The following is a 19265-nucleotide window of genomic DNA, read 5'->3' as shown; positions in this document are numbered from 1 at the left end:
TAGGTGCTTTCGCCCATTTCACCAATTTGCGGGAAGGGCGTGCCCACACCTGGCATGTAGAACGGGTAGTAATACTCGCTCTCCCCCGGTGTATTGTGTTTCTCATCGGGATACGCGTTATACAGGCGCACAATATTGCTATGGAAGCGCTTGGCGGGTTCCGGTTTTTCGTAGTCCCTCTCCATATTGTTGTTGGTGCCATCGAAGAACAGCCCCACGTTGACCAGGATCTGGCAAACCGGCTGACGCACGAACGTGCAGGCGGGCTTGGTCCCCAACACACGGAAAACCTCGCGCGGCGTCAGGCTGCAGCATTCGGCCGGATCTGGTGGGAGCGTGCGGTCGGGGGCAGCGATATAGCGCTTCATTGTTGGAACTCCTTCGACTTGTTCGGATCGACCGGATAGGGAATGGGGTGATTGGGACTATGTGCGTCGTAGCGCGCCGACACGACCACGCGGACCACGTCGTTCGGGAAGATGTGGGCATAGATGGTGCCGGCCTCGGTATAGGGCGCAATCTCGACCACCTTGGTCTTGATGACGTCCTTCCTGCCCTCCGGCATGTTCCAGCTCACCTTGACCTGCAGGCCGGGGCGATAGACTCGTGGCACACCTACGCAACACGTTCCGGCATTGGCTGAGCCATAGGCGCGCATGTTGTGGCCGGGCGTTCCGTCGATGCTGAACTCGTAGACGAAGCGATTCGTATGATTGACGCCGCCCACGGAGGCATAAACGAACTTGTCGGAGCGGTCAGTCGAGATGCCGCTGCCGCCGGCGCAGCCGGCCAGGAACAGCGACAGGAGAATGGCCTTGCCGAGGGCAATGCGCCGCGGTGCCGCGATATCGCGCTTCATTGTTGGAACTCCTTCACTTCGTCAGGGTTAACCGGATAGGGAATGGGGTGATTGAGGCTTTGTGCGTCGTAGCGCGCCGACACGACCACGCAGACCACGTCGTTCGGGAAGATATGGGCATAGATGGTGCCGGCCTCGGTGTAGGGCTCGACGTCGACCACCTTGCTCCCATAGAGGATCTTGGCCCCGTCCCGTGCCTTCCACTTGACGGTGACCTACAGGCCGGGTCGGTAGACCCGCGGCACCCCCACGCAACACGTTCCCGAGGTGTTGCCGTAGGCATCCACGTTTCCGCCCCATTGCGCGTCGATTGAGAAAAATGGCCAGTAGTTCGGCTGGGGTCGAAGGCGTGGGCAGTCCGCTCTTCGCTGGTGCACTCATGGAAGACGCTAATACATGTAAAGCATCTTTAAGTCATGAGGTTCCCAAGATTGCCTTTGCGTCGCATGCCAAGGCAGCCGCCATTGTTCAGGTGTATTCCTTCAGAGCTAATGGAAAGAGAGAATCATTACCCGAGGCACGCTGGAATGTATTTAGGAATTGTCTGAATTATTCGAAAATTTAACAATTTTTCACTTTGCTAAATCGTACGAATTCGAAAGGCAGTACGTCTCCCTTGCGGGACACGCGGACCAGCGGTGCGCAGGCATTGAGCTTGAACAATTCGCCCATCATATGGACCGATGAACCCACGCCCGCCGAGCTGAACGTAATCGTATCCGGGCACTGGCGCGCGTCGGCGGCAAGTTGCCAGCAGGCAGCTTCGGGTTCACCACCACGTGTGGTATCCCGGGCAGACCGCGGCGGCCTTCAGGGCGGTGGCCGGATGTAGTTGAACTTCTTGTAGGTGTTGCGGGTGGCGTGCAGGCCGACGGAGCGAGCGGCAGGGTGTAGCCGTCGGCCAGTATGTCCACCATCGCCTTGCCGCCAATGAGGCCGCTCGCGCTGGACGGCACGATGATGCGGATATTCCCGCCGGGATAGCCTGACTGGACGAGGACGCCGCCGGCAAAGGCGGCGCCGGTCACGGAGGAATTCGCCGCGCTGCCGGAAGCGCGGTTCGCCGCGCGACAGCGGGGCCTGTGACGTGCTGGCGGGCTCAGGCCTTGCGCAGGAAGCAGGCCTTGAGCATGAAGCTGCCACCGTCCATCTTGCAATCGACTTCGTGGTCGCCGCCCACCAGCCGGATGCTCTTGACCTTGGTGCCCATCTTCAGCGTGATGGACGAGCCCTTGACCTTCAGGTCCTTGATCAGCACCACGGCGTCGCCGTCATTCAGCACGGTGCCGTTGGCATCCTTCACCACCGCGTCCGCGCTGTCGTCCGCTTGCGGGGCGGCCAACATCGCCCACTCATGGCCGCAGTCGGCGCAGACGAAATTGTCGCCGTCAGGATAGGTGTTTTCCAGTGTGCATTGGGGGCAGGCGGGGATCGTGGACATGATGGTTTTGACTGTATGCGGATTGAGGGCCCAGAGGGCCTGGATGGCCTAGAGTATAACGTCGGGTGGGTGCCGGTTCCGGCATTCGTCCCCGGATGCGCGCCCGCGTACAGAGCCGCCAGGCAGGATGCAGTCTCCTTTCGCTGCCCTCCGGAACGGCCCCCTGCGGGTCTTCGTATGAGGCCTAGCTATTATCTCCAGGCGACCACGAACCGCCCAGCGCGCGGTATAGCTGCACGGCCGCCACGGCTTGTGCCGTCTGCGTCTGGATCTGTTCCTCCTCGCGCCGCAGCGCGTCGATACGCGCGTCCAGCACGTCCTGCAGCGTGCGCCGGCCGCCTTCATAGAGGCGCGTGGCGCTCTGGCTGTTGCGCTGCGCGGTAGCGACCACCGCATCCAGCCGGGCACCGCGCTGATCCAGGCCATGACGCAGGCCGTAGGCATTGTCCACTTCCTCCAGCGTGCGCAGCACGGCCTGGTCGTAGTTTGCCTGCGCGGCCTGCAGGCGGGCGTCGCCGGCATCGATATTGGCCTGGATGCGCCCGGCGGTGAAGATCGGCAACTGCACGCCGACACCGAGCAAGCCGCCCGTGCCGCTCAGCGCGGGCAGCCCGTCCACGTGCAGGCGCCCATCCTGGCCGAGGAAGGTCAGGTAGAAGCGCGGGAACAACTCCGCTTTTGCGCTGCCGAGCCTGGCGGCCTGCGCGCGCACCAGCGCGGCCGAGGCCCGGACATCCGGGCGCCGCTCGATGACCTGGGACGGCAGCTGCCCCGCCGGCGGGGCCGGCACGAAGAACGGCGGCGGCGGGGACAATGCCGTTGCGCTCTGCGGTATCTGGCCGGCGAGCACCGCCAGCCGGCGCTCCCGGATCGAGATCAGGTTGACCAGCACGGGCCGCTGCGCCTGCAGCGCGCCAAGCTGCTCGCTCACGCGATCGATGTCATAGGGCAGCGCCTGGCCGGCTGCATAGCGTGCGCGGGTGTAGCGCAGCAGTTCGCCGACAGTTTCCATGCTGCGGTCAAGCAGTTGCAGACGGCGCTGCAGGCCGCGCGCCGCGACATAGTTCTCGGCCACGTCGGCGGCAATCGCCAGGCGCGTGCCGCGCAGGCGCTCCTCGGCGCTGAGCGCGACGGCTGCCGCGGCTTGCGCGTCGCTGCGCCGGCCGCCGAAGATGTCGATCTCCCAGGCCACGGTCACGCCGGCAAGGTGGCCGTCCAGTCCGGGAGACATGTCGGGCAACCCAGCGGGGCTGCGCAGGTCGGCCACGCCCCGCGCGGCCAGCGCCTGCGCCGAGAGCGTGGGGTAGAGCGCCGATTCGGCCACCCGCCCGATGGCGCGCGCTTCCGCCAGGCGCGCCTGTGCGACGCGCAGGTCGATACTGGCTTGCAGCGCCTGGGTGACGCGCTGCGTCAGTTCCGGGTCGCCCCAGTTTTGCCACCACTGCGCCAGGTCCTGTTCCGCGGCTGGCATGCCCTGGGCGGGGGCTTCGCTGAACGCAGCGGGGGCCGCGATACCGCCGGGCACGGTCACGTCGACCGTGGTGCAGCCGGCCAGGCCCGCGGCGATACATGCGATGAGGCCGGTGAGGATGCCGCGTGCTGGATAAGTACTCAAGGCAGAAGTCCGTTTGGTGGGCGGGCGCGAGGTGCGATCAGGCATGGCGTTAACCCTGCTGTGCCAGCATGGAGCGGAACCGCGTCAGCGCCAGGGCGAGGAAGATCCCGCCCGCGGCCGTCACGCCCAGCAACTGCGGCCACACCACGTCCACGCCCGCGCCGCGGAACAGGATGGCCTGGGTGAGGTTGACGAACTGGGTCGTCGGCAGGAACTGGACCGCGTGCTGCATGGCCTGCGGCATGCTCTGCACCGGCGTGGCGGCGCCGGACAGCAGGTAGGCAACGGCATAGGTCGGCACCGCCAGCAGGCCGAACTGCGGCATGGCCGGCGCGATGGTGGCGAGCCACATGCCGAGCGCCGTGACGGAAAACAGGTAGAGCGCCGTGCTCAGCGCAAACAGTCCCAGCGATCCCGTGACCGGCACCGCCAGCCACAGATGCACCACCAGCCACAGCGACAGCAGCGATGCCAGGAAGATCACCGCGCCGTTGGCGAGGATCTTGGCCACGGCGATCTCGCTGGCGCGTACCGGCATCACCAGCAAGTGCTCGATGGTGCCGTGCTCGCGCTCGCGGATCACCGCCGCGCCCACCAGGATGATGGCCAGCACGGTGATGTTGACCACGATCTGCATGGTGGATGTGAACCAGTGCGATTCCGTGTTGGGATTGAACATCACCGTGCTCTCCGCGCGCACGGGGAGTTGCGCCTCGATGCCCCGCGCATGCAGGAACTCAAGCACCTCGCGCGTGAAGATCTGCTGCAGGTAGGTGGCTCCCAGCCCCGCCTGCGTCATCGCCGTGGCATCGACCAGCACCTGCACCGCCGGCGTCCGGCCCGCCAGCACATCGGCTTCGAAGCGCGGCGGGATCTCGATGGCGAAGATATAGCGGCCACGGTCCATCTCCGCGTCGACGTCGTGCCGGTCGACATCGACCGGCGTCTTGAAATACGGCGGACGGATCGCGTCGCGCAGGCGGCGCGACAGCTCGGAGTGGTCGCCGTCCACAATCGCCACCGACGCGTTAGACACCTCGGCCTTGATGCCCTTGGCCACCGAGTGCACGGCCAGGGTAAAGGCGAACACGATCAGCACCATCAGCGTGATATCGCTGAACAGGCTGCGCAGCTCCTTGCCGCACAGCCGGGCCACGTTCTTGCACCATTGGTTCATCGCGGCATCTCCCGGCTACGCCTCCTGCTTGCGCAGGAGCAGGCGCGCGCCGGCCAGGTATAGCAGCGCAAAGCCCAGCAAGGCCAGGTACATGGCGCCAAAGCTGCCGGCGCCCAGGCCCTTGGTGAAGCTGCCCAGGCTGACCAACTGGAACCACGACGACGGAAAGCCCAGGCCGATCCAGTAGCTGCTGCCGGTCAGCGTGGAAACGGGATAGAGCAGGCCGGAAAAGTTCACCGATGGAATCAGGCACAGGATGGCGGTGCCGAAGATGGCGGCCACCTGCGAACGCACGAAGGTGGACACCAGCAGGCCGAGCGCGGTGGCCGCCAGCACGAACAGCGCGGCGCCCAGCGACAAGGCGAGGAAGGAGCCCTTCAGCGGCACCTGCAGCAGCACGATCGCCAGGGCCACCAGCGTGAGGTAGCTGACCATGGCCAGCCCCACGTAGGGAAGCTGTTTGCCGATCAGGTATTCGCCCACGCTCGCGGGGGAGGCATAGAGGTTGGTGATGGATCCCATCTCCTTCTCGCGCACCACGCCGAGCGCGGTCAGCATGGTCGGGATCAGGATCAGCGCCAGCATGATGATGCCCGGCGTGATGGCATAGATGCTGCGGAATTCCTGGTTATAGATAAAACGCGACTCGATCGACACCGGCAGCGCGGCGGGGCGGGCCGGCAGCGCGCGCATCTGCGCATTGGCGTAGGCCAGCAGCACGCCGGTGACATAGGCGCGCGTGGTCGCGCCGGGGAACGGGCTGGACCCGTCCACGCGGAAGGCGAGTTGCGGTTGCCGGCCGGCCAGCAGGTCGCGCTCGAAACCGGGCGGGATATCGACGACCAGCATGTCGTTCGCGGCACGCAGGCGCCGGTCCGCGTCGGCCTCGCTGTGCACGTCGTTGGTCTGCACGAAGTAGCGCGAGCCGGAGAACTGCTCCACCAGTTCCCGGCTGGCGCGGCTCTGGTCGCGGTCCAGCACGGCGAAGCGCACGTTTTCGACGTCGAAGGAAACGCTCCATGCCGCGGCGCACAGCAGCACGATAGGGCCGAGGATGGCGAATGCCAGCCTGAGCTTGTCGCGCGCCAGTTCCATCGCCTCGCGCCGGGCGAAGGCCCAGGTGCGCGCCAGGGCCGAGCCGCCCGGATGGCCCGCGGGTTTGTCGTCCGGCGCGCGGGGCGGGGCCGGTTGCGCGGATACGGTAGCGGCGGCAGCGCCGTTCTCCGGGTTCTCCGCTTGCTCCAGATAGGTGACGAAGGCGTCCTCCAGCGTCTGCGCGTGGCAGCGCTCCCGCAGGGCCTCCGGGCTGCCCACGGCCAGCACGCGGCCGCGATGCATGAAGGAGATGCGGTCGCAGCGCGCGGCCTCGTTCATGAAGTGCGTGGAAACGAAGATCGTCACGCGCTGCTGGCGCGAGAGCTGGACCAGGTGGCGCCAGAACATGTCGCGCGCGCCGGGATCCACGCCGGAGGTAGGCTCGTCGAGGATCAGCACTTCCGGATGGTGCAGGCAGGCGGCGGCCAGCTGCAGGCGCTGGCGGATGCCGAGCGACAAGGAAGCGGGCTGCGCCTCGGCGTGCTGGTCCAGTTCGAAGTCTTGCAGGGCTTGCCCGACCGCCTGCCGCGCGGCGTCGCCTTCCATCCGGTAGAGCCGGGCGTGCAGGTCCAGGTTCTGCCGTACCGTGAGTTCTTCGTAAAGCGAGAACGCCTGCGACATATAGCCCACCCGCATGCGCGTGCGCATGTCGCCGGCGTCGATGGTCTGGCCGAGCAGGCGCGCGGTGCCGCTGGTGGCATCGAGCAGCCCGGTCAGCATCTTCATGGTGGTGGTCTTGCCGCAGCCGTTGGAGCCGAGAAAGCCGAAGATCTCGCTGCGCTCGATGCGAAAGCTCACGTTGTCCACGGCGGTGAAAGCGCCGAAGCGCCGCGTCAGTCCCTCGGCTTCGATGGCGGGTTCGCCGTCGTCGGGCGGGCGGGGCGGGATCAGCAGGCCCGTCGCCTCGCCGCGCCGGGCCGACGGCAGCAGCGAGATATAGGCCTGTTCCAGATCGCTGGTGCCGGCGCGGGCCAGCAAATTGGCGGTGCGGTCGCAGACCAGCACCTTGCCTGCGTCCATGGCCACCAGGTGCTCGAAGCGCTGCGCTTCCTCGATATACGCGGTGGCGACAATGACCGTCATGTTGCTGTGCTCGGCGCGCAGGGCTTCCACCAGGGTCCAGAACTGGCGCCGCGAGAGCGGATCCACGCCCGTGGTGGGCTCGTCGAGGATCAGCAGGTCCGGGTTGTGGACCAGCGCGCAGCACAGCCCCAGCTTCTGTTTCATGCCGCCGGAGAGCTTGCCCGCCGGGCGGTCCGGGAAGGGCGCCAGGCCAGTGGCCGCGAGCAGGCGCCCGATGCGCTGGCGCCGCTCGGCGGCGCCCAGGCCGAACAGCCGGGCAAAGAAGTCGACGTTCTCGTAGACGGACAGCGTCGGGTACAGGTTGCGCCCCAGCCCCTGCGGCATGAAGGCCACGCGCGGCAACAGCGCCTCCCGGGCCTGCCGGTCGCGCAAGTCCGCGCCAAGGACCGACGCGCTGCCTTGCTGGATGCGCTTGACGCCGGCGATCACCCCGAGCAGGGTCGACTTGCCGACGCCGTCGGGGCCGATCAGGCCGATGGTGGCGTTGCCGGGCAGCGTGAGCGATACGTGGTCCAGCGCCACGCTGGCGCCGTAGCGATGCGACAGGCCATCGATCCGGATGGCCGCGGCGCGGTCGGGGTGCGGGCCCGGCATGACGTCAGGCCGGCTGCTGGCGCAGCGCCAGCCTGGCTGGCCAGGGCTGAGTGGCATCCAGGCGCACGAAGCCATCGCCCGTCATGCCGGCCTTCAGCTTTGCCGCGTAGCGCTGCGCCACGTCCGGCGTCAGTTGCAGCTTGACGCGATACATCAGCTTGGCCCGCTCGGCATCGGTCTCGACATACTTGGGCGTGAACTGCGCCTCGCTGGCCACGAAGCTGATCCGGGCCGGGATGGGTTCGTCCTGCATGGCGTCCAGCACGATGCGAGCCTCGTCGCCGATGGCCAGCTTGCCGGCCGCGCCGGCCGGCAGGAACACGGTGAAGTACATATCAGCCAGGTTGAGCAGGGACACCACGCGCCCGCCCGCCGGCAGCACCGTGCCGACCTCGATCACGCGATACTCCACGCGGCCGGCCACGGGCGCGCGGATGGTGGCTTCGTCCCGCAGGATCTTCAGGCGGGCGATCTGCGCGTCGGCTTCCACGACCGCCGCCCGGGCTTCGCCAAGGGCGGCCCGCGCGCCGGTCACGCTCGCGCTTTCGCCATCCAGGCCAAGCTGCCGGCGATCCCGTTCGACGGATGAGATCTGGCGGTCCTGGTACAGCTTGACGGCTTCGGTCAGCTCCAGCCGCGCAAGGCGCTGGCGGCTCGCACGGGCATCGATTTCGGCCTGCGCGCGCGATGCGGCCTGCACGGCGCGCTCCCGCGCGGCGGTGGCGAGGTCCAGTTGGGCCAGCAGTTCGGCGTCGTCCTGGCGGGCCACCACGGCACCGGCGGAGAGGGCCTCGCCCTCGCGCACCGGCAGGTCGATCACGCGGCCGCCATACTTCACGGCCACGTCGAGCCGGCCGATTTCCATGCGCCCGTTGCTGTGGACGACAGAGGCCGGCCATGGATCGCGTTGGCCGGCGAACCACCACAGCGCGGTGCCAGTGACGGCGGCAAGGAACAGTGCCGCGATACCCCAGCCTGGTTTTATTTTCATCGGCTACCTGTGCGCTGAATAAGGGAATGCCGCCAAAGGGCTCCAGGGTTTCAGGGCGTCAGGGGAAATGGGAGGGAGGACGATGAAGACAAGCCTTGAACCGCGGGGCGACGGTGTGGGTGAAATGCTATCCGTCGCGCCGGCGCCGTGACTTGATCTAGCGCAAGTCAGTGGCGGCGCCGACACATTTCTGAAGAGGGGTTCTAATTCCTGGTGCCCCAGGATTCATGAAGCCATGCGCGATAAAGGCCCTCAAGGGCTATTCTGCAAAAAGCGCAAACCGTAGGGGCTTCCTTCGCAGAGACGGGCGCGGTTGACATGGATCAACGCCCGCCTGCCGGTCTCGCCGACACTCAATGCAGAAGCGCCGGGATTCCAGTCCGCTGGCGGGCATGGCCTTTCACCGATGCCCGTCCGCATCCGGGCGCGTCAGGTACTGCGGCCTCGCGAGAGAGACGTAACCGATGCATACCCACAGCGACGAAGAATGGATTCAGCGCATCGCGGAGGAGTTGGAGGCTCCTCCGGAGGCCGTGCGGCAAGTGTATCTTGAGGCGCTGCGGGATTTAAGTACGGATGCGCGCATCCATGACTACCTGCGCCTGTTCGTTGTGAAGCGTGTCACCGCTGCGTTGCGCAGGCGCCCGCAGGCGTAGCGCGTGCCGATATGCCGCGCGCCATCGGGGCGCGCGGAAACCGGTTCGCCTCGCGCAAACATCCCGCCCGGCACGCTTTGCGTCTATGGTTGAGGCAGGGCAATGTGTTGGCCGGGAGTTGCGATAAGCCTACCTGATGCCCTCCGTGACGGATCGCCTGTGCCTGTCGCCCACATCGGCGGCAAAAGGCACGGCACAAGCCTGGGGTCATTCAAGGAGAAGAAAATGAAGCGAAAGATGCTTTTGACCATGGCCACGACGGCCGCTCTGGCCGGGCTTGTGCAGCCGGTGTTTGCGCAGCCGGAAACCAAGGGCGAGATGATGACCGCGCCAGGAAAGGCCGCGTTTTCCGAAACAACGAAAGTGGCGGCTACCGTCATGAAGATCGACGCGGCAAGCCGCACTGTCACGTTGAAGGGCCCCAAGGGCCGGGTGTTCGATCTCGCGGTGGGGGACGAAGTGCGCAACTTCGATCAAATCAAGGTAGGCGACAAGGTCGTCGCCGAGTACAAGCAGGCCCTGACGCTGGAACTGAAGAAGGGCGGGGACGGGATTACCGAACGCACCGAACGCGAAGCCGGGGACCGCACCGCCGCGGGCGCGAAGCCGGGCGCGGCGGCAGGCAGGCAGGTGACGGTCGTTGCGAACGTCGTCGCCGTGGACATGAAAAAGCAGCATGTCACGCTGCAGGGCCCGAAAGGAAAGGTCAACCTGAATGTGCAGGATCCGGACCAGTTGAAGAACATCAAGAAGGGCGACCAGGTGCAGGCGGTCTATACGGAGGCCGTGGCCATCGCGGTGGACCCCGCGACCAAATAAGCTGTGTGCCGCATCAGAGCCTGCTGCCAGCTACGGTGGCAGGCCGATGCGGCAGTCGTCCGGATGGCGCCGGTGAGCGAGCGCCACCACCGTCATCCTGCAAGCCATCGCGCGCTTCGCTGCCTGTTTTAAATCCCCCCGCCGCAACCCACTGCAACGCACCATGTCCGACCCCGTGCACCACGGCGGCGCGTGCGTTTTCCTGCGCTGGTGCATGGCCTTTCCTGTTTAGGTAAAAACCCTGAAATAATTGCATTGCAATTGAAGAGATTGCGATTCGCATATTCGCGAACTATTCTCTGGACTATCGGATCGCCTGTCGCGGGTTGATCGTCAACTGGGAAATTCATGATGAAGTTGTTGCTAGATACCTTGTGCGATATCGTCGGCGCGACAGGGCTGCTCACCGCCAGCGACGATCTGGCAGGCTATGTCAGCGACTGGCGCGGCCGCTACAAGGGCACGGCACTTTGCGTTGCGCTGCCGCGCACCACCGAACAGGTTTCGGAACTCGTCAAGGCGTGCGTGGCCGCCGGCGTGGCGGTCCTGCCCCAGGGTGGCAATACCAGCCTGAGCGGTGGCGCGGTGCCGTATGAGCAAGGCAACTGCGTCATCGTCAATCTCTCGCGCATGCGGCGCATTGTGCGCATCGACCCGGCGGACAACTCGATGGAGGTGGAGGCCGGCTGCGTGCTGGCCGAGATCCAGGCCGCGGCCATCGAGGCGGGGCGCTTCTTCCCGATCAGCCTGGGCGCCGAGGGCTCCTGCCAGATCGGCGGCAACATCGCCACCAATGCGGGCGGCACCGGTGTGCTGCGCTATGGCAATACCCGCGAGAACGTGCTCGGCCTGGAAGTCGTCTTGCCGGATGGGCGTATCTGGCGCGGCCTGCGCACCTTGCGCAAGGACAATACCGGGCTTGACCTCAAGCAGATGTTCATCGGCGCGGAAGGCACGCTGGGCATCATCACCGCGGCCACGCTGAAGCTGCACCCGTTGCCGAGCGCGCACGCGATGTCGTGGGTCGCACCGGTCGACGTGGATGCCGCGCTGGCGCTGCTCGGCCTGTTCCAGTCCGCTTGCGGTGCGCAGCTATCCGCTTTCGAGCTGATGAACGCCAGCCAGCTCGACATCGTGCTGGAGCACGTGCCGGGCCAGCATGCGCCGCTCACCGGTGCGCATCCCTGGCATCTGCTGGTGGAGCTCAGCGATACCTGCGACGACGCGCGCTTGCAGGAAGTGCTTGAGGCCACGCTGGAAAAGGGCATGGAGCGCGGCCTGATCGCCGATGCGGCCATTGCCGCCAGCTCCGCGCAGCGCGAGGCGATGTGGAAGCTGCGGCACAGTGTGTCGGAGGGCAACAAGAAGGCGGGCATCGGCCTGACGCTGGACACCGCCGTGCCGGTATCGATGGTGCCCGCTTTCATTGCCGAAGCCACCCGCGCGATCGAAGAGGGCTTCGATGCGCGTGTCGTGGTGGTGGGCCATCTCGGCGACGGCAATATCCATTTCATCCCGTTCTTCGAGTTCGACACCTGGCAGGCCCTGCCCGACCAGGCGAAAACCGCCGCCGCGGTGCGCCGCGCCGGGCACGATGTCGCCGCCAGGTTGAATGGCACCTTCAGCGCGGAGCATGGCGTGGGCCGAACCTTGCTGGATGAGATGCGCCACTACAAGGGCGATGTCGAACTCGACCTGATGCGTACCGTCAAGCGCGCCTTCGATCCGCAGGGCCTGTTCAACCCTGGCAAGCTGATTCCCTGATTTTCAGATTCCTTGATTCCTTGATTCCTTGATTTCCTGATTGCCACCGGCTCAGGCCGGCCTCCCGATTTTTTTTCATTCCGATCCCCCGTCCCCGTAGGAGTACAGCCATGAGTAACGCCGACAAGCCGAGCAATCCATCGCGTCGCGACGCCTTTAAATTGCTGAGCGCCGGCACCGCCGCACTCGCCATGCCGGCGATCTGGACATCGGCCAAGGCGGCCTCGCAACGCATCGTAGTGCGCGACTCCGGCGGCGTCTTTGCCAAGGCGTATGGCGAGGTGTTCTACAAGCCGTTCACCAAGGCCACCGGCATCCAGGTTGTGGGCGTTCCGTCCAACGCGGAGCCCACGGCCCAGATCCGTACCATGGTGGACGCCAAGAACTACAGCTGGGACATGGCATCGATCAGCCAGCCTGCGATCGAGGTCCTGACCACCGACGGAAAGGATTACCTGGAGAAACACGGGCTGGGCGCGGATCCGGTGGTGGCTGGCATCCCGGCGCAATACATGTCGCCCTACGGCGTCGGCACCAACGTGTACACCACCGTGCTGGCCTACCGCACCGATGCGTTCAAGGGCCGCAAGGCGCCCGCGCAATGGAAGGACCTGTGGAACGTGCACGATTTCCCCGGCCGCCGCGCGCTGCGCAAGCATCCCTTCGATACCATCGAGGAAGCGTTGATGGCGGACGGGGTGGCGAACGCATCGGTTTATCCCTGCGACGTGGACCGCGCGCTGCGCAGCCTCGATAAGGTCAAGTCCAGCGTCGCCGTGTGGTGGAGCGGCGGCGCGCAGGTCGAGCAGATGCTCAAGTCGGGCGAGGTGGATCTGGTGGCTACCTGGATCTCGCGCGCGCAGTCCGCCATGGATGCCGGCGCGCCGGTCGCCATCTGCTGGGACCAGCACCTGTGGGGCGTGGACAGCTGGACCATCCTGAAGGGCACGCCCAACGCCGCCGCCTGCCGCGAGTTCATCAAGTTTGCCTCCGACCCCAAGCGCCAGGCGCAGCTCACGCAATACCTGGCCGCCGGCGTCACCCATCCGGACGCATTCAAGTACATCGATGCCAAGCACGCCGCGATGCTGCCGACCTACGCGGACAACATCAAGCGCGGCGTGAAGATCGATGCCAAATACTGGGTCAAGAACCAGGAGCCGGTGCTCGAGAAGTTCAATGCCTGGATCCTGAAGTGAAGCGCATGCGCTGACGTCGGAACTCTCTTGCAAAGGTAAGCGTGATGCAACAAGTAACACAGAAACTGCAGACCAGGCAGCTGTCCAAGCGCTATGGCGATTTCATCGCGCTCGCGCCCACGGACCTCTCGGTTCCGGAGGGCGAATTCCTGACCCTGCTGGGCCCGTCAGGCTCGGGCAAGACGACGCTGCTGAGCCTGATCGCCGGCCTGTCGCAGCCGGATGGCGGCAGCATCCGCATCAACGGCGCGGATGTGACCTACGGCGCGCCTTACGAACGGGACATCGGCATGGTGTTCCAGAACTACGCGCTGTTCCCGCACATGACGATTGCAGAGAACATCGGCTTTCCGCTGAAGATGCGCAAGATGCCGGCGCGGCAGGCGGAGCAGGAGGTCAGCCGTGCGCTGGATCTCGTGCGCCTGCCCCACGTTGCCCATCGCTTGCCCAAGGAACTGTCGGGCGGGCAGCAACAGCGCATCGCGCTGGCGCGTTGCATGGTCTACCGCCCGTCGATCATCCTGATGGATGAGCCGCTGGGCGCGCTGGACAAGAAGCTGCGCGACCAGATGCAACTCGAAATCAAGCGCATCCACCGCGAACTGGGCACCACCATCGTGTATGTGACCCACGACCAGGAAGAGGCGATGACGATGTCCGACCGCATCTGCCTGATGAATGGCGGCAGGATCGAGCAGCTCGGCAGTCCGGCCGATCTCTACTTCCGCCCGCGCACCACCTTCGTGGCGGACTTCCTGGGCGAGTCGAACCTGCTGCCGGCCACGGTCGAAGCGGTCAGCGGCGGCTTGCTCGACGTCAGCTTCGACGGGCTGCCCGCGCGCGGCACGGTGCAGGCCAATGGCGCCGCGTTCCGGCGCGGCGACCGCGCCAAGGTGATGATCCGTCCGCAAAATCTCCATGTCTCGGGGGCGCCGGGCGCGCCGAATACATTGTCGGCGCGGCTGGGCGATATCGTCGTGACGGGCGGTGTGACCAAATCCTACCTGGCACTGCCGGGCGACACGCCGCTGGTGGTGGCGGAACTGACCCGCGGCGCCCCTGGCCGCCATCTGCCTGGCGACACGCTCACGGTGAGCTGGCAGCCTGAAGATGCCGTTGCGATTCCGGAGTAAGCCATGGTCACACAAGTCATGAAGGCGGCCGCGACGCCGGCCGCCAAGCGCCGGTCTGCCTGGCACCGCGATTTCCTGCTCGGCGCGCCCACCATCCTGTTCCTGCTGGTCATGCTGGTGTTCCCGGTCGGCCAGCTGATCTGGATGAGCGTGTCGGTGGACGGGCGCATTACCCTGGACCTGTACGCACGCCTGTTCCATTCGTCCGTCTACCTCGACGTGCTGTGGATCACGCTCAAGATCGCGGCCTGGACCACCTTGCTGGCCATCGTCGGCGCTTATCCGGTGGCTTACCTCACGTCGGCCGCCGGCGCGCGGGCAAAGAGCTCGCTGCTGTTCTGGATCCTGCTGCCGTTCTGGACCAGCTTCCTGGTCCGCATGTTTTCGTGGATCGTCCTGCTGGGCCGCAACGGCGTGCTCAACCAGCTCCTCAAGGCGGCTGGCGTGACGGATGCACCCGCCGATCTGCTCTACAACTTCGGCAGCGTGATGGTCGGCATGGTGCACGCCATGATGCCGCTGGCCATCCTGACGATGATCTCCGTGATGGAGAACATCGACCGCCGCCTGCCGCGCGCCGCGCTGACGCTCGGGGCACGCCCCGGCACGGCCTTCTGGCTGGTCTACTTCCCGCTGTCCATGCCTGGCGTGGCCGCGGCGGGCATCATGGTCTTCGTCACCTCGCTTGGCTTCTTCATCACGCCGGCGCTGCTGGGCGGCCGCCGTGAAACCATGATCACGCAGCTCATCATCGACCAGGTCCAGCAAACCATGAACTGGGGCTTTGCCGGCGCCATCTCGATGCTGTTGCTGGTGGCGGCGCTTATCGTGTTCGTGGTCTATGACAAGCTGGTTGGCCTGTCGACCCTGGCCGGCAGCGGCAATGCGCCGGCAGGGCGCCGTTCCGCCACGAACGGCCCGCTGCGTCGCGCCGGCTACCAGTTGCTGGGCGTGCTGGCCACGCTGTCCGACGGGCTGTCGCGCCTGTGGCCGCGCCGTAGCCGCGCGGCGGGCAGCGCGGAGGAGGGCGGCGGCAAGATGCTGTGGGCGGTGGTGATCCTGATTCTGGCCTTCCTGACGTTGCCGGCGCTGCTGATGATCCCGATCTCGTTCACGGGCGGCAGCAGCCTGGACTGGCCGCCACGGGGATTCTCGCTGCAGTGGTACAACGAAGTGTGGGAGTCGCCCACCTGGATGCAGGCCACGGTGCGCTCGCTGGTGGTCGGCGTGGGCACGGGCTTGCTGGCCATGCTGATCGGCACGCCCACGGCGTTCCTGCTGGTGCGTTCGAACATCCGCTGGAAGGCCGCGCTGCTGGCGTTCATCCTGCTGCCGATCATCGTGCCCAGGATGATCACGGCTGTGGGTATCTTCTACTTCTTCTCCAGGCTCAACCTGGTTGGTTCCGCGCTGGGCCTGATCCTCGGCCATACGGTCGTGGCGATTCCCTATGTGGTGATGACCATGATGGCGGTGCTGAAGAACTACGACACCCGCCTGGACCAGGCTGCGCAGAGCCTCGGCGCACGCCCCTGGCAGACCATGCGCTACGTCACGTTCCCGATCCTCGGCGCGGGTCTGTTGTCGTCGTTCCTGTTTGCCTTCGTGACCTCGTTTGACGAGCTGACCATCGCGCTGTTCGTGACCGGCGGTCTCGATTCGACCTTGCCCAAGCAGTTCTGGGACGAAGTGATCCTGAGCGTCTCGCCCACGATTGCCGCGGTGTCGAGCCTGTTGTTTGTCTTTATCGCCGTGGTGATCATGGCCGCGGACCGGTTGCGCCGGCGTAGCGCGGACCGCTGACCCCTTCATTCCTGCTGCATAACCCGCGCAACCAGCTTAACCCGCATAACTGCATAACCGCATAACCAGCCGCCAGTGCGGCACCTCTCCGACAAGACGATGATTGACTCCAAGCAAGTGCAAGGCATTTTTGCCGCCATTCCCACGCCCGTCCAGCCCGACGGTTCGGTTCACGAGAGCGCAACCCGGGCCTTGCTCGACTACCTGATCCGCCAGGGCGCGGACGGTGTGGTGCCGCTTGGCGGCACGGGCGAGTTCGGCTCGCTGTCGCAGCGCGAGCGCGTGCGGATGGCGGAACTGACTGCCAGCCATGTTGCCGGCAGGATGCCGGTCGTTGCCGGCGTGCTGACGCCGGGCCTGCGCGACGGGCTCGATGCCACGCGCGAATTCGCCGCGGCCGGCGTGGATGCGGTGATGGTGGTGACGCCCTACTATACGAATCCCACCCAGCAAGGCATCCGCGATTACTTCATGCGGTTCGCCGACGAGTCGCCCCTGCCGGTCCTGCTCTACGAGATTCCGTACCGCACGCGGATTGCCATCGATCCCAAGGTCATCCATGAACTGTCGCGCCACGAGCGGATCATCGGCATGAAGGCGTGCAATCCGGATCTCTATCAGTTCCTCAAGATCGCGGCCGGCATCGACGAGGGCTTTTCCCTGATGAGCGGCGAAGACACGCTGTTCCCGCTGCATATCGGCGCCGGTGCGCGCGGCGGCGTGCTGAGCACGGCCACCATGCTGCCCAAGACCTGGCGCCTGCTCATGAAACTTGTGCGCGGCGGGAGCATGCAGGAAGCGCTGCTGATGCACCGTGAGCTGATGCCGCTGATCGACCTGGTGTTTTCGGAAACCAATCCTGGCCCGATGAAGTCCGTGCTGCAGGTGATCGGGGTCGATGCACCCGATCTGCTGGAGCCGCTGCTGCCGGCCGCAGCGCAAACCAGCGCACGCCTGCGCGAACAGTTCGAACGCCTGCTGCAAGCCTACGAGTACGCCTGAAGCCAGGCGCGGGTGGCGGGCCGGGCCGGTGGCCCTGGGCACGCCGCCGCGCGCGGGCGGCGTATCAGCGCCCGTACTCCGTGAACTTGGCTTTGGAGATCGAGGTCGCGGCCACTTGCACGTGCTTGGCAAGCTCGGACTCCACCTTTTCCGGCGTCCAGCGCGAGGTCGGCACCGAGATATTGATGGCGGCGACGGGACGGCCGCGGTGATCGAGGATGGGCGCCGCCACGGAGATATCGCCCATCACCGTCTCGTTGGCGATGATCGCGTAGCCTTTCTCCGCCGCATGCTGGATGCGCCGGCGCAGTTTCCCGAGATGCACCTCTGTGTACGGCGTAATGGCGACGCGTTCGCACGCGCCGAGGATGGCTTCGCATTCCGCCTCCGGGAGACGCGACAGGATCGCGGTGCCGGACGACGTGCAGAACGCGGGCAAGCGGCTGCCCACCGCAATATCCATGTTGACCAGATGCCGGCTCAGGATACGCGCGACGAACACGATCTCATGGCCGTCGAGTTCCTGCAGGTTGGTGGTCTCGCCCACGGTGCGGTTGATGTCCTGCAGGTAGGGCAGTGCCTTGTCGATCAGTTCGTTGGCGCGGACGTAGTTGAAGGAGAACTGCAGCAGCTTCGACGTGAGGCCATAGGTCTTTGTTTCCGCGATCCGGCGCAGGTAGCCGAGCGTTTCCAGCGTATAGACGATGCGTTGCGTCGCGCTGCGGTCGAGCTGCGCGGCCTTGGCGATATCGGCCAGCGTCATATGGCGGATCGGCCCGTCGAAGGCATGCAGAACGCGGAAGGTCTTGGCGGTGGAGCCGACAAACAGGGCCGAATCGGTGGGATCCGGTTGTCTGGTTTTTTCCACCGGCTGATCTTCATTGACTGTCGCCGCCGGCTTGCGGGCGCGGGTTGATTTTGGTTCCACTGTCGATCCTGTCGTATTTGGTGCTCACGCGCGCGGCAGGGCATGGCCCGTGGCGCGCGCAGTGGGGATTGTTGTTCGCTTGCATGATGCAAACGAGATGGGAGATGAAATGCTGAACAAGCTCAAAATAGTGTTCGTCGGTGGCGGCAATATGGCAAGCGCCATCATTGCCGGCGTGCTGGCGAATGGCGCCGCCGTGGAAAACCTGACCGTCATCGATCCCGTCGAGGGCATCCGCGAGCGCCTGGCCCGCGAGTATGGGCTCCGGGTACTGCCCGCCGCCGATCGCACGCTCACGGATGCGGACGTCGTGGTCCTTGCCGTCAAGCCACAAGTCATGCGCGTAGTCTGCGAATCCCTGCGCGAATGCCTCGGTGATGCGCTGGTGATCAGCGTGGCAGCCGGCATCCGGCTGCAGGCGCTGGCGGACTGGCTCGGCAACCGCCCGCGCCTGGTCCGCGCGATGCCGAACACACCGGCGCTCATCGGCCAGGGCATCACCGGCATGGCGGCGGCCAGGACCCTGTCGTCAGCCGACCGGAAGATGGCGGATACCATCGCAGGCGCTGTCGGCGAGGTCACGTGGGTGGAGCGCGAAGACCAGCTGGACGCCATCACCGCGCTGTCCGGCAGCGGCCCCGCCTATGTCTTCTACTTCATCGAAGCCATGGAGCAAGCCGCGGAAAAGCTCGGCCTGCCGGCCTGGCAGGGCACCCAGCTCGCGCAGCAGACGTTCCTGGGCGCCGCTGCGCTGGCGCGGGGCAGCAGCGAGGCAGCCGCCACGCTGCGCCAGCGGGTGACCTCGCCCGGCGGCACGACTGCCGCAGGCATCGGCGCCATGGAAAAGAACCATCTCCAGGCCCTGTTCGTCGAGGCCATCCAGGCCGCGGCGCACCGCAGCGCCGAACTCGGGAGCATCGCCTGACAGCCGGATCCGCATACCTGTCCTTCGCCAGCCAGGGCTAGCCGGTATGCAGCCCGGAAGCGTCAGCCGGCCAGTGCCCAGGTCATCATATTTCGATTGATGTAATTGTATATCAATTATTTGGCCTGAGAAGGGACGGAGCGGCGATCATGGCAATCGAGGCAATCGAGGAGAAAGCAGC

The 19265-nt window shown here is 65.7% G+C and carries 17 protein-coding genes and 1 pseudogene; 8 read left to right on the top strand and 10 right to left on the bottom strand.

Annotated features, from left to right (window positions below; translation table 11 throughout):
- The 9 genes and pseudogenes from AC1DS6_RS37690 to AC1DS6_RS37650 form a co-directional block, all read right to left on the bottom strand.
- A pseudogene (locus AC1DS6_RS37690) lies at positions 1–368 on the bottom strand (hypothetical protein); the annotation flags it as partial.
- On the bottom strand, positions 365–859 hold the full coding sequence (locus AC1DS6_RS37685; RefSeq protein ID WP_477104428.1) for a DUF3304 domain-containing protein: 495 nt from the start codon (positions 857–859) through the stop codon (positions 365–367). The pseudogene AC1DS6_RS37690 and the gene AC1DS6_RS37685, both read right to left, overlap by 4 nt.
- Complete coding sequence (locus AC1DS6_RS37680; RefSeq protein ID WP_477104427.1) at positions 856–1020, bottom strand: hypothetical protein; 165 nt, start codon at positions 1018–1020, stop codon at positions 856–858. The genes AC1DS6_RS37685 and AC1DS6_RS37680 overlap by 4 nt, the downstream gene beginning before the upstream one ends.
- Positions 1021–1074: 54 nt before the next feature.
- Positions 1075–1236, bottom strand: a complete 162-nt coding sequence (locus AC1DS6_RS37675; RefSeq protein ID WP_477104426.1) for a DUF3304 domain-containing protein — start codon at positions 1234–1236, stop codon at positions 1075–1077.
- Positions 1237–1958: 722 nt separating this feature from the next.
- On the bottom strand, positions 1959–2300 hold the full coding sequence (locus tag AC1DS6_RS37670) for a zinc ribbon domain-containing protein YjdM (RefSeq protein WP_441633880.1): 342 nt from the start codon (positions 2298–2300) through the stop codon (positions 1959–1961).
- A gap of 184 nt (positions 2301–2484) precedes the next feature.
- Positions 2485–3915, bottom strand: a complete 1431-nt coding sequence (locus AC1DS6_RS37665; protein ID WP_441633882.1) for an efflux transporter outer membrane subunit — start codon at positions 3913–3915, stop codon at positions 2485–2487.
- Positions 3916–3964: 49 nt separating this feature from the next.
- The gene (locus AC1DS6_RS37660) at positions 3965–5092 is read right to left on the bottom strand and encodes an ABC transporter permease (RefSeq protein WP_477104425.1); all 1128 of its coding nucleotides are present in this window, start codon (positions 5090–5092) and stop codon (positions 3965–3967) included.
- Between the two features lie 15 nt (positions 5093–5107).
- On the bottom strand, positions 5108–7864 hold the full coding sequence (gene rbbA, locus AC1DS6_RS37655; protein ID WP_477104430.1) for a ribosome-associated ATPase/putative transporter RbbA: 2757 nt from the start codon (positions 7862–7864) through the stop codon (positions 5108–5110).
- Positions 7865–7868: 4 nt separating this feature from the next.
- Positions 7869–8855: an HlyD family secretion protein gene (locus AC1DS6_RS37650; RefSeq protein ID WP_477104424.1), complete on the bottom strand. Its 987-nt coding sequence runs from the start codon at positions 8853–8855 to the stop codon at positions 7869–7871.
- A 464-nt stretch (positions 8856–9319) separates the two neighbouring features.
- Here AC1DS6_RS37650 and AC1DS6_RS37645 point away from each other — a divergent pair, with 464 nt between their 5' ends.
- The 7 genes from AC1DS6_RS37645 (at position 9320) to dapA (ending at position 17231) form a co-directional block, all read left to right on the top strand.
- On the top strand, positions 9320–9511 hold the full coding sequence (locus tag AC1DS6_RS37645) for a DUF3562 domain-containing protein (RefSeq protein ID WP_441633888.1): 192 nt from the start codon (positions 9320–9322) through the stop codon (positions 9509–9511).
- Between the two features lie 159 nt (positions 9512–9670).
- The gene (locus AC1DS6_RS37640; protein WP_441633890.1) at positions 9671–10330 is read left to right on the top strand and encodes a hypothetical protein; all 660 of its coding nucleotides are present in this window, start codon (positions 9671–9673) and stop codon (positions 10328–10330) included.
- Positions 10331–10681: 351 nt separating this feature from the next.
- Positions 10682–12094 carry an FAD-binding oxidoreductase gene (locus tag AC1DS6_RS37635; protein WP_477104429.1) on the top strand — a complete coding sequence of 471 codons (1413 nt, stop codon included), beginning with the start codon at positions 10682–10684 and terminating at the stop codon, positions 12092–12094.
- A gap of 110 nt (positions 12095–12204) precedes the next feature.
- The gene (locus tag AC1DS6_RS37630) at positions 12205–13293 is read left to right on the top strand and encodes an ABC transporter substrate-binding protein (protein ID WP_441633892.1); all 1089 of its coding nucleotides are present in this window, start codon (positions 12205–12207) and stop codon (positions 13291–13293) included.
- Between the two features lie 44 nt (positions 13294–13337).
- Positions 13338–14426 carry an ABC transporter ATP-binding protein gene (locus tag AC1DS6_RS37625; RefSeq protein WP_477104423.1) on the top strand — a complete coding sequence of 363 codons (1089 nt, stop codon included), beginning with the start codon at positions 13338–13340 and terminating at the stop codon, positions 14424–14426.
- A gap of 18 nt (positions 14427–14444) precedes the next feature.
- Positions 14445–16229 carry an ABC transporter permease subunit gene (locus tag AC1DS6_RS37620; protein ID WP_441633940.1) on the top strand — a complete coding sequence of 595 codons (1785 nt, stop codon included), beginning with the start codon at positions 14445–14447 and terminating at the stop codon, positions 16227–16229.
- Between the two features lie 99 nt (positions 16230–16328).
- Positions 16329–17231 carry a 4-hydroxy-tetrahydrodipicolinate synthase gene (gene dapA / locus AC1DS6_RS37615; protein ID WP_441633896.1) on the top strand — a complete coding sequence of 301 codons (903 nt, stop codon included), beginning with the start codon at positions 16329–16331 and terminating at the stop codon, positions 17229–17231.
- A gap of 64 nt (positions 17232–17295) precedes the next feature.
- On the opposite strand, the gene AC1DS6_RS37610 is transcribed toward dapA, so the two are convergent.
- Complete coding sequence (locus tag AC1DS6_RS37610; RefSeq protein ID WP_477104422.1) at positions 17296–18159, bottom strand: IclR family transcriptional regulator; 864 nt, start codon at positions 18157–18159, stop codon at positions 17296–17298.
- Positions 18160–18268: 109 nt separating this feature from the next.
- Between AC1DS6_RS37610 and proC the strand changes: the two genes are divergently transcribed.
- A complete protein-coding gene (gene proC / locus AC1DS6_RS37605) occupies positions 18269–19084 on the top strand; it encodes a pyrroline-5-carboxylate reductase (protein WP_441633900.1) in 816 nt (271 codons plus the stop codon).
- Positions 19085–19265 lie beyond the last annotated feature (181 nt).

It is taken from the genome of Cupriavidus sp. 05L310, assembly GCF_056398185.1.
This window is presented reverse-complemented; position numbering and strand designations above follow the sequence as displayed.

What these genes read in the sequence shown, in the direction of transcription:
- AC1DS6_RS37685 (WP_477104428.1), bottom strand. Translation starts at nt 859, where the DNA reads ATGAAGCGCGATATCGCGGCACCGCGGCGCATTGCCCTCGGCAAGGCC.
- AC1DS6_RS37670 (WP_441633880.1), bottom strand. Translation starts at nt 2,300, where the DNA reads ATGTCCACGATCCCCGCCTGCCCCCAATGCACACTGGAAAACACCTAT.
- AC1DS6_RS37660 (WP_477104425.1), bottom strand. Translation starts at nt 5,092, where the DNA reads ATGAACCAATGGTGCAAGAACGTGGCCCGGCTGTGCGGCAAGGAGCTG.
- rbbA (WP_477104430.1), bottom strand. Translation starts at nt 7,864, where the DNA reads ATGCCGGGCCCGCACCCCGACCGCGCCGCGGCCATCCGGATCGATGGC.
- AC1DS6_RS37650 (WP_477104424.1), bottom strand. Translation starts at nt 8,855, where the DNA reads ATGAAAATAAAACCAGGCTGGGGTATCGCGGCACTGTTCCTTGCCGCC.
- AC1DS6_RS37645 (WP_441633888.1), top strand. Translation starts at nt 9,320, where the DNA reads ATGCATACCCACAGCGACGAAGAATGGATTCAGCGCATCGCGGAGGAG.
- AC1DS6_RS37635 (WP_477104429.1), top strand. Translation starts at nt 10,682, where the DNA reads ATGAAGTTGTTGCTAGATACCTTGTGCGATATCGTCGGCGCGACAGGG.
- AC1DS6_RS37630 (WP_441633892.1), top strand. Translation starts at nt 12,205, where the DNA reads ATGAGTAACGCCGACAAGCCGAGCAATCCATCGCGTCGCGACGCCTTT.
- AC1DS6_RS37625 (WP_477104423.1), top strand. Translation starts at nt 13,338, where the DNA reads ATGCAACAAGTAACACAGAAACTGCAGACCAGGCAGCTGTCCAAGCGC.
- AC1DS6_RS37620 (WP_441633940.1), top strand. Translation starts at nt 14,445, where the DNA reads ATGAAGGCGGCCGCGACGCCGGCCGCCAAGCGCCGGTCTGCCTGGCAC.
- dapA (WP_441633896.1), top strand. Translation starts at nt 16,329, where the DNA reads ATGATTGACTCCAAGCAAGTGCAAGGCATTTTTGCCGCCATTCCCACG.
- proC (WP_441633900.1), top strand. Translation starts at nt 18,269, where the DNA reads ATGCTGAACAAGCTCAAAATAGTGTTCGTCGGTGGCGGCAATATGGCA.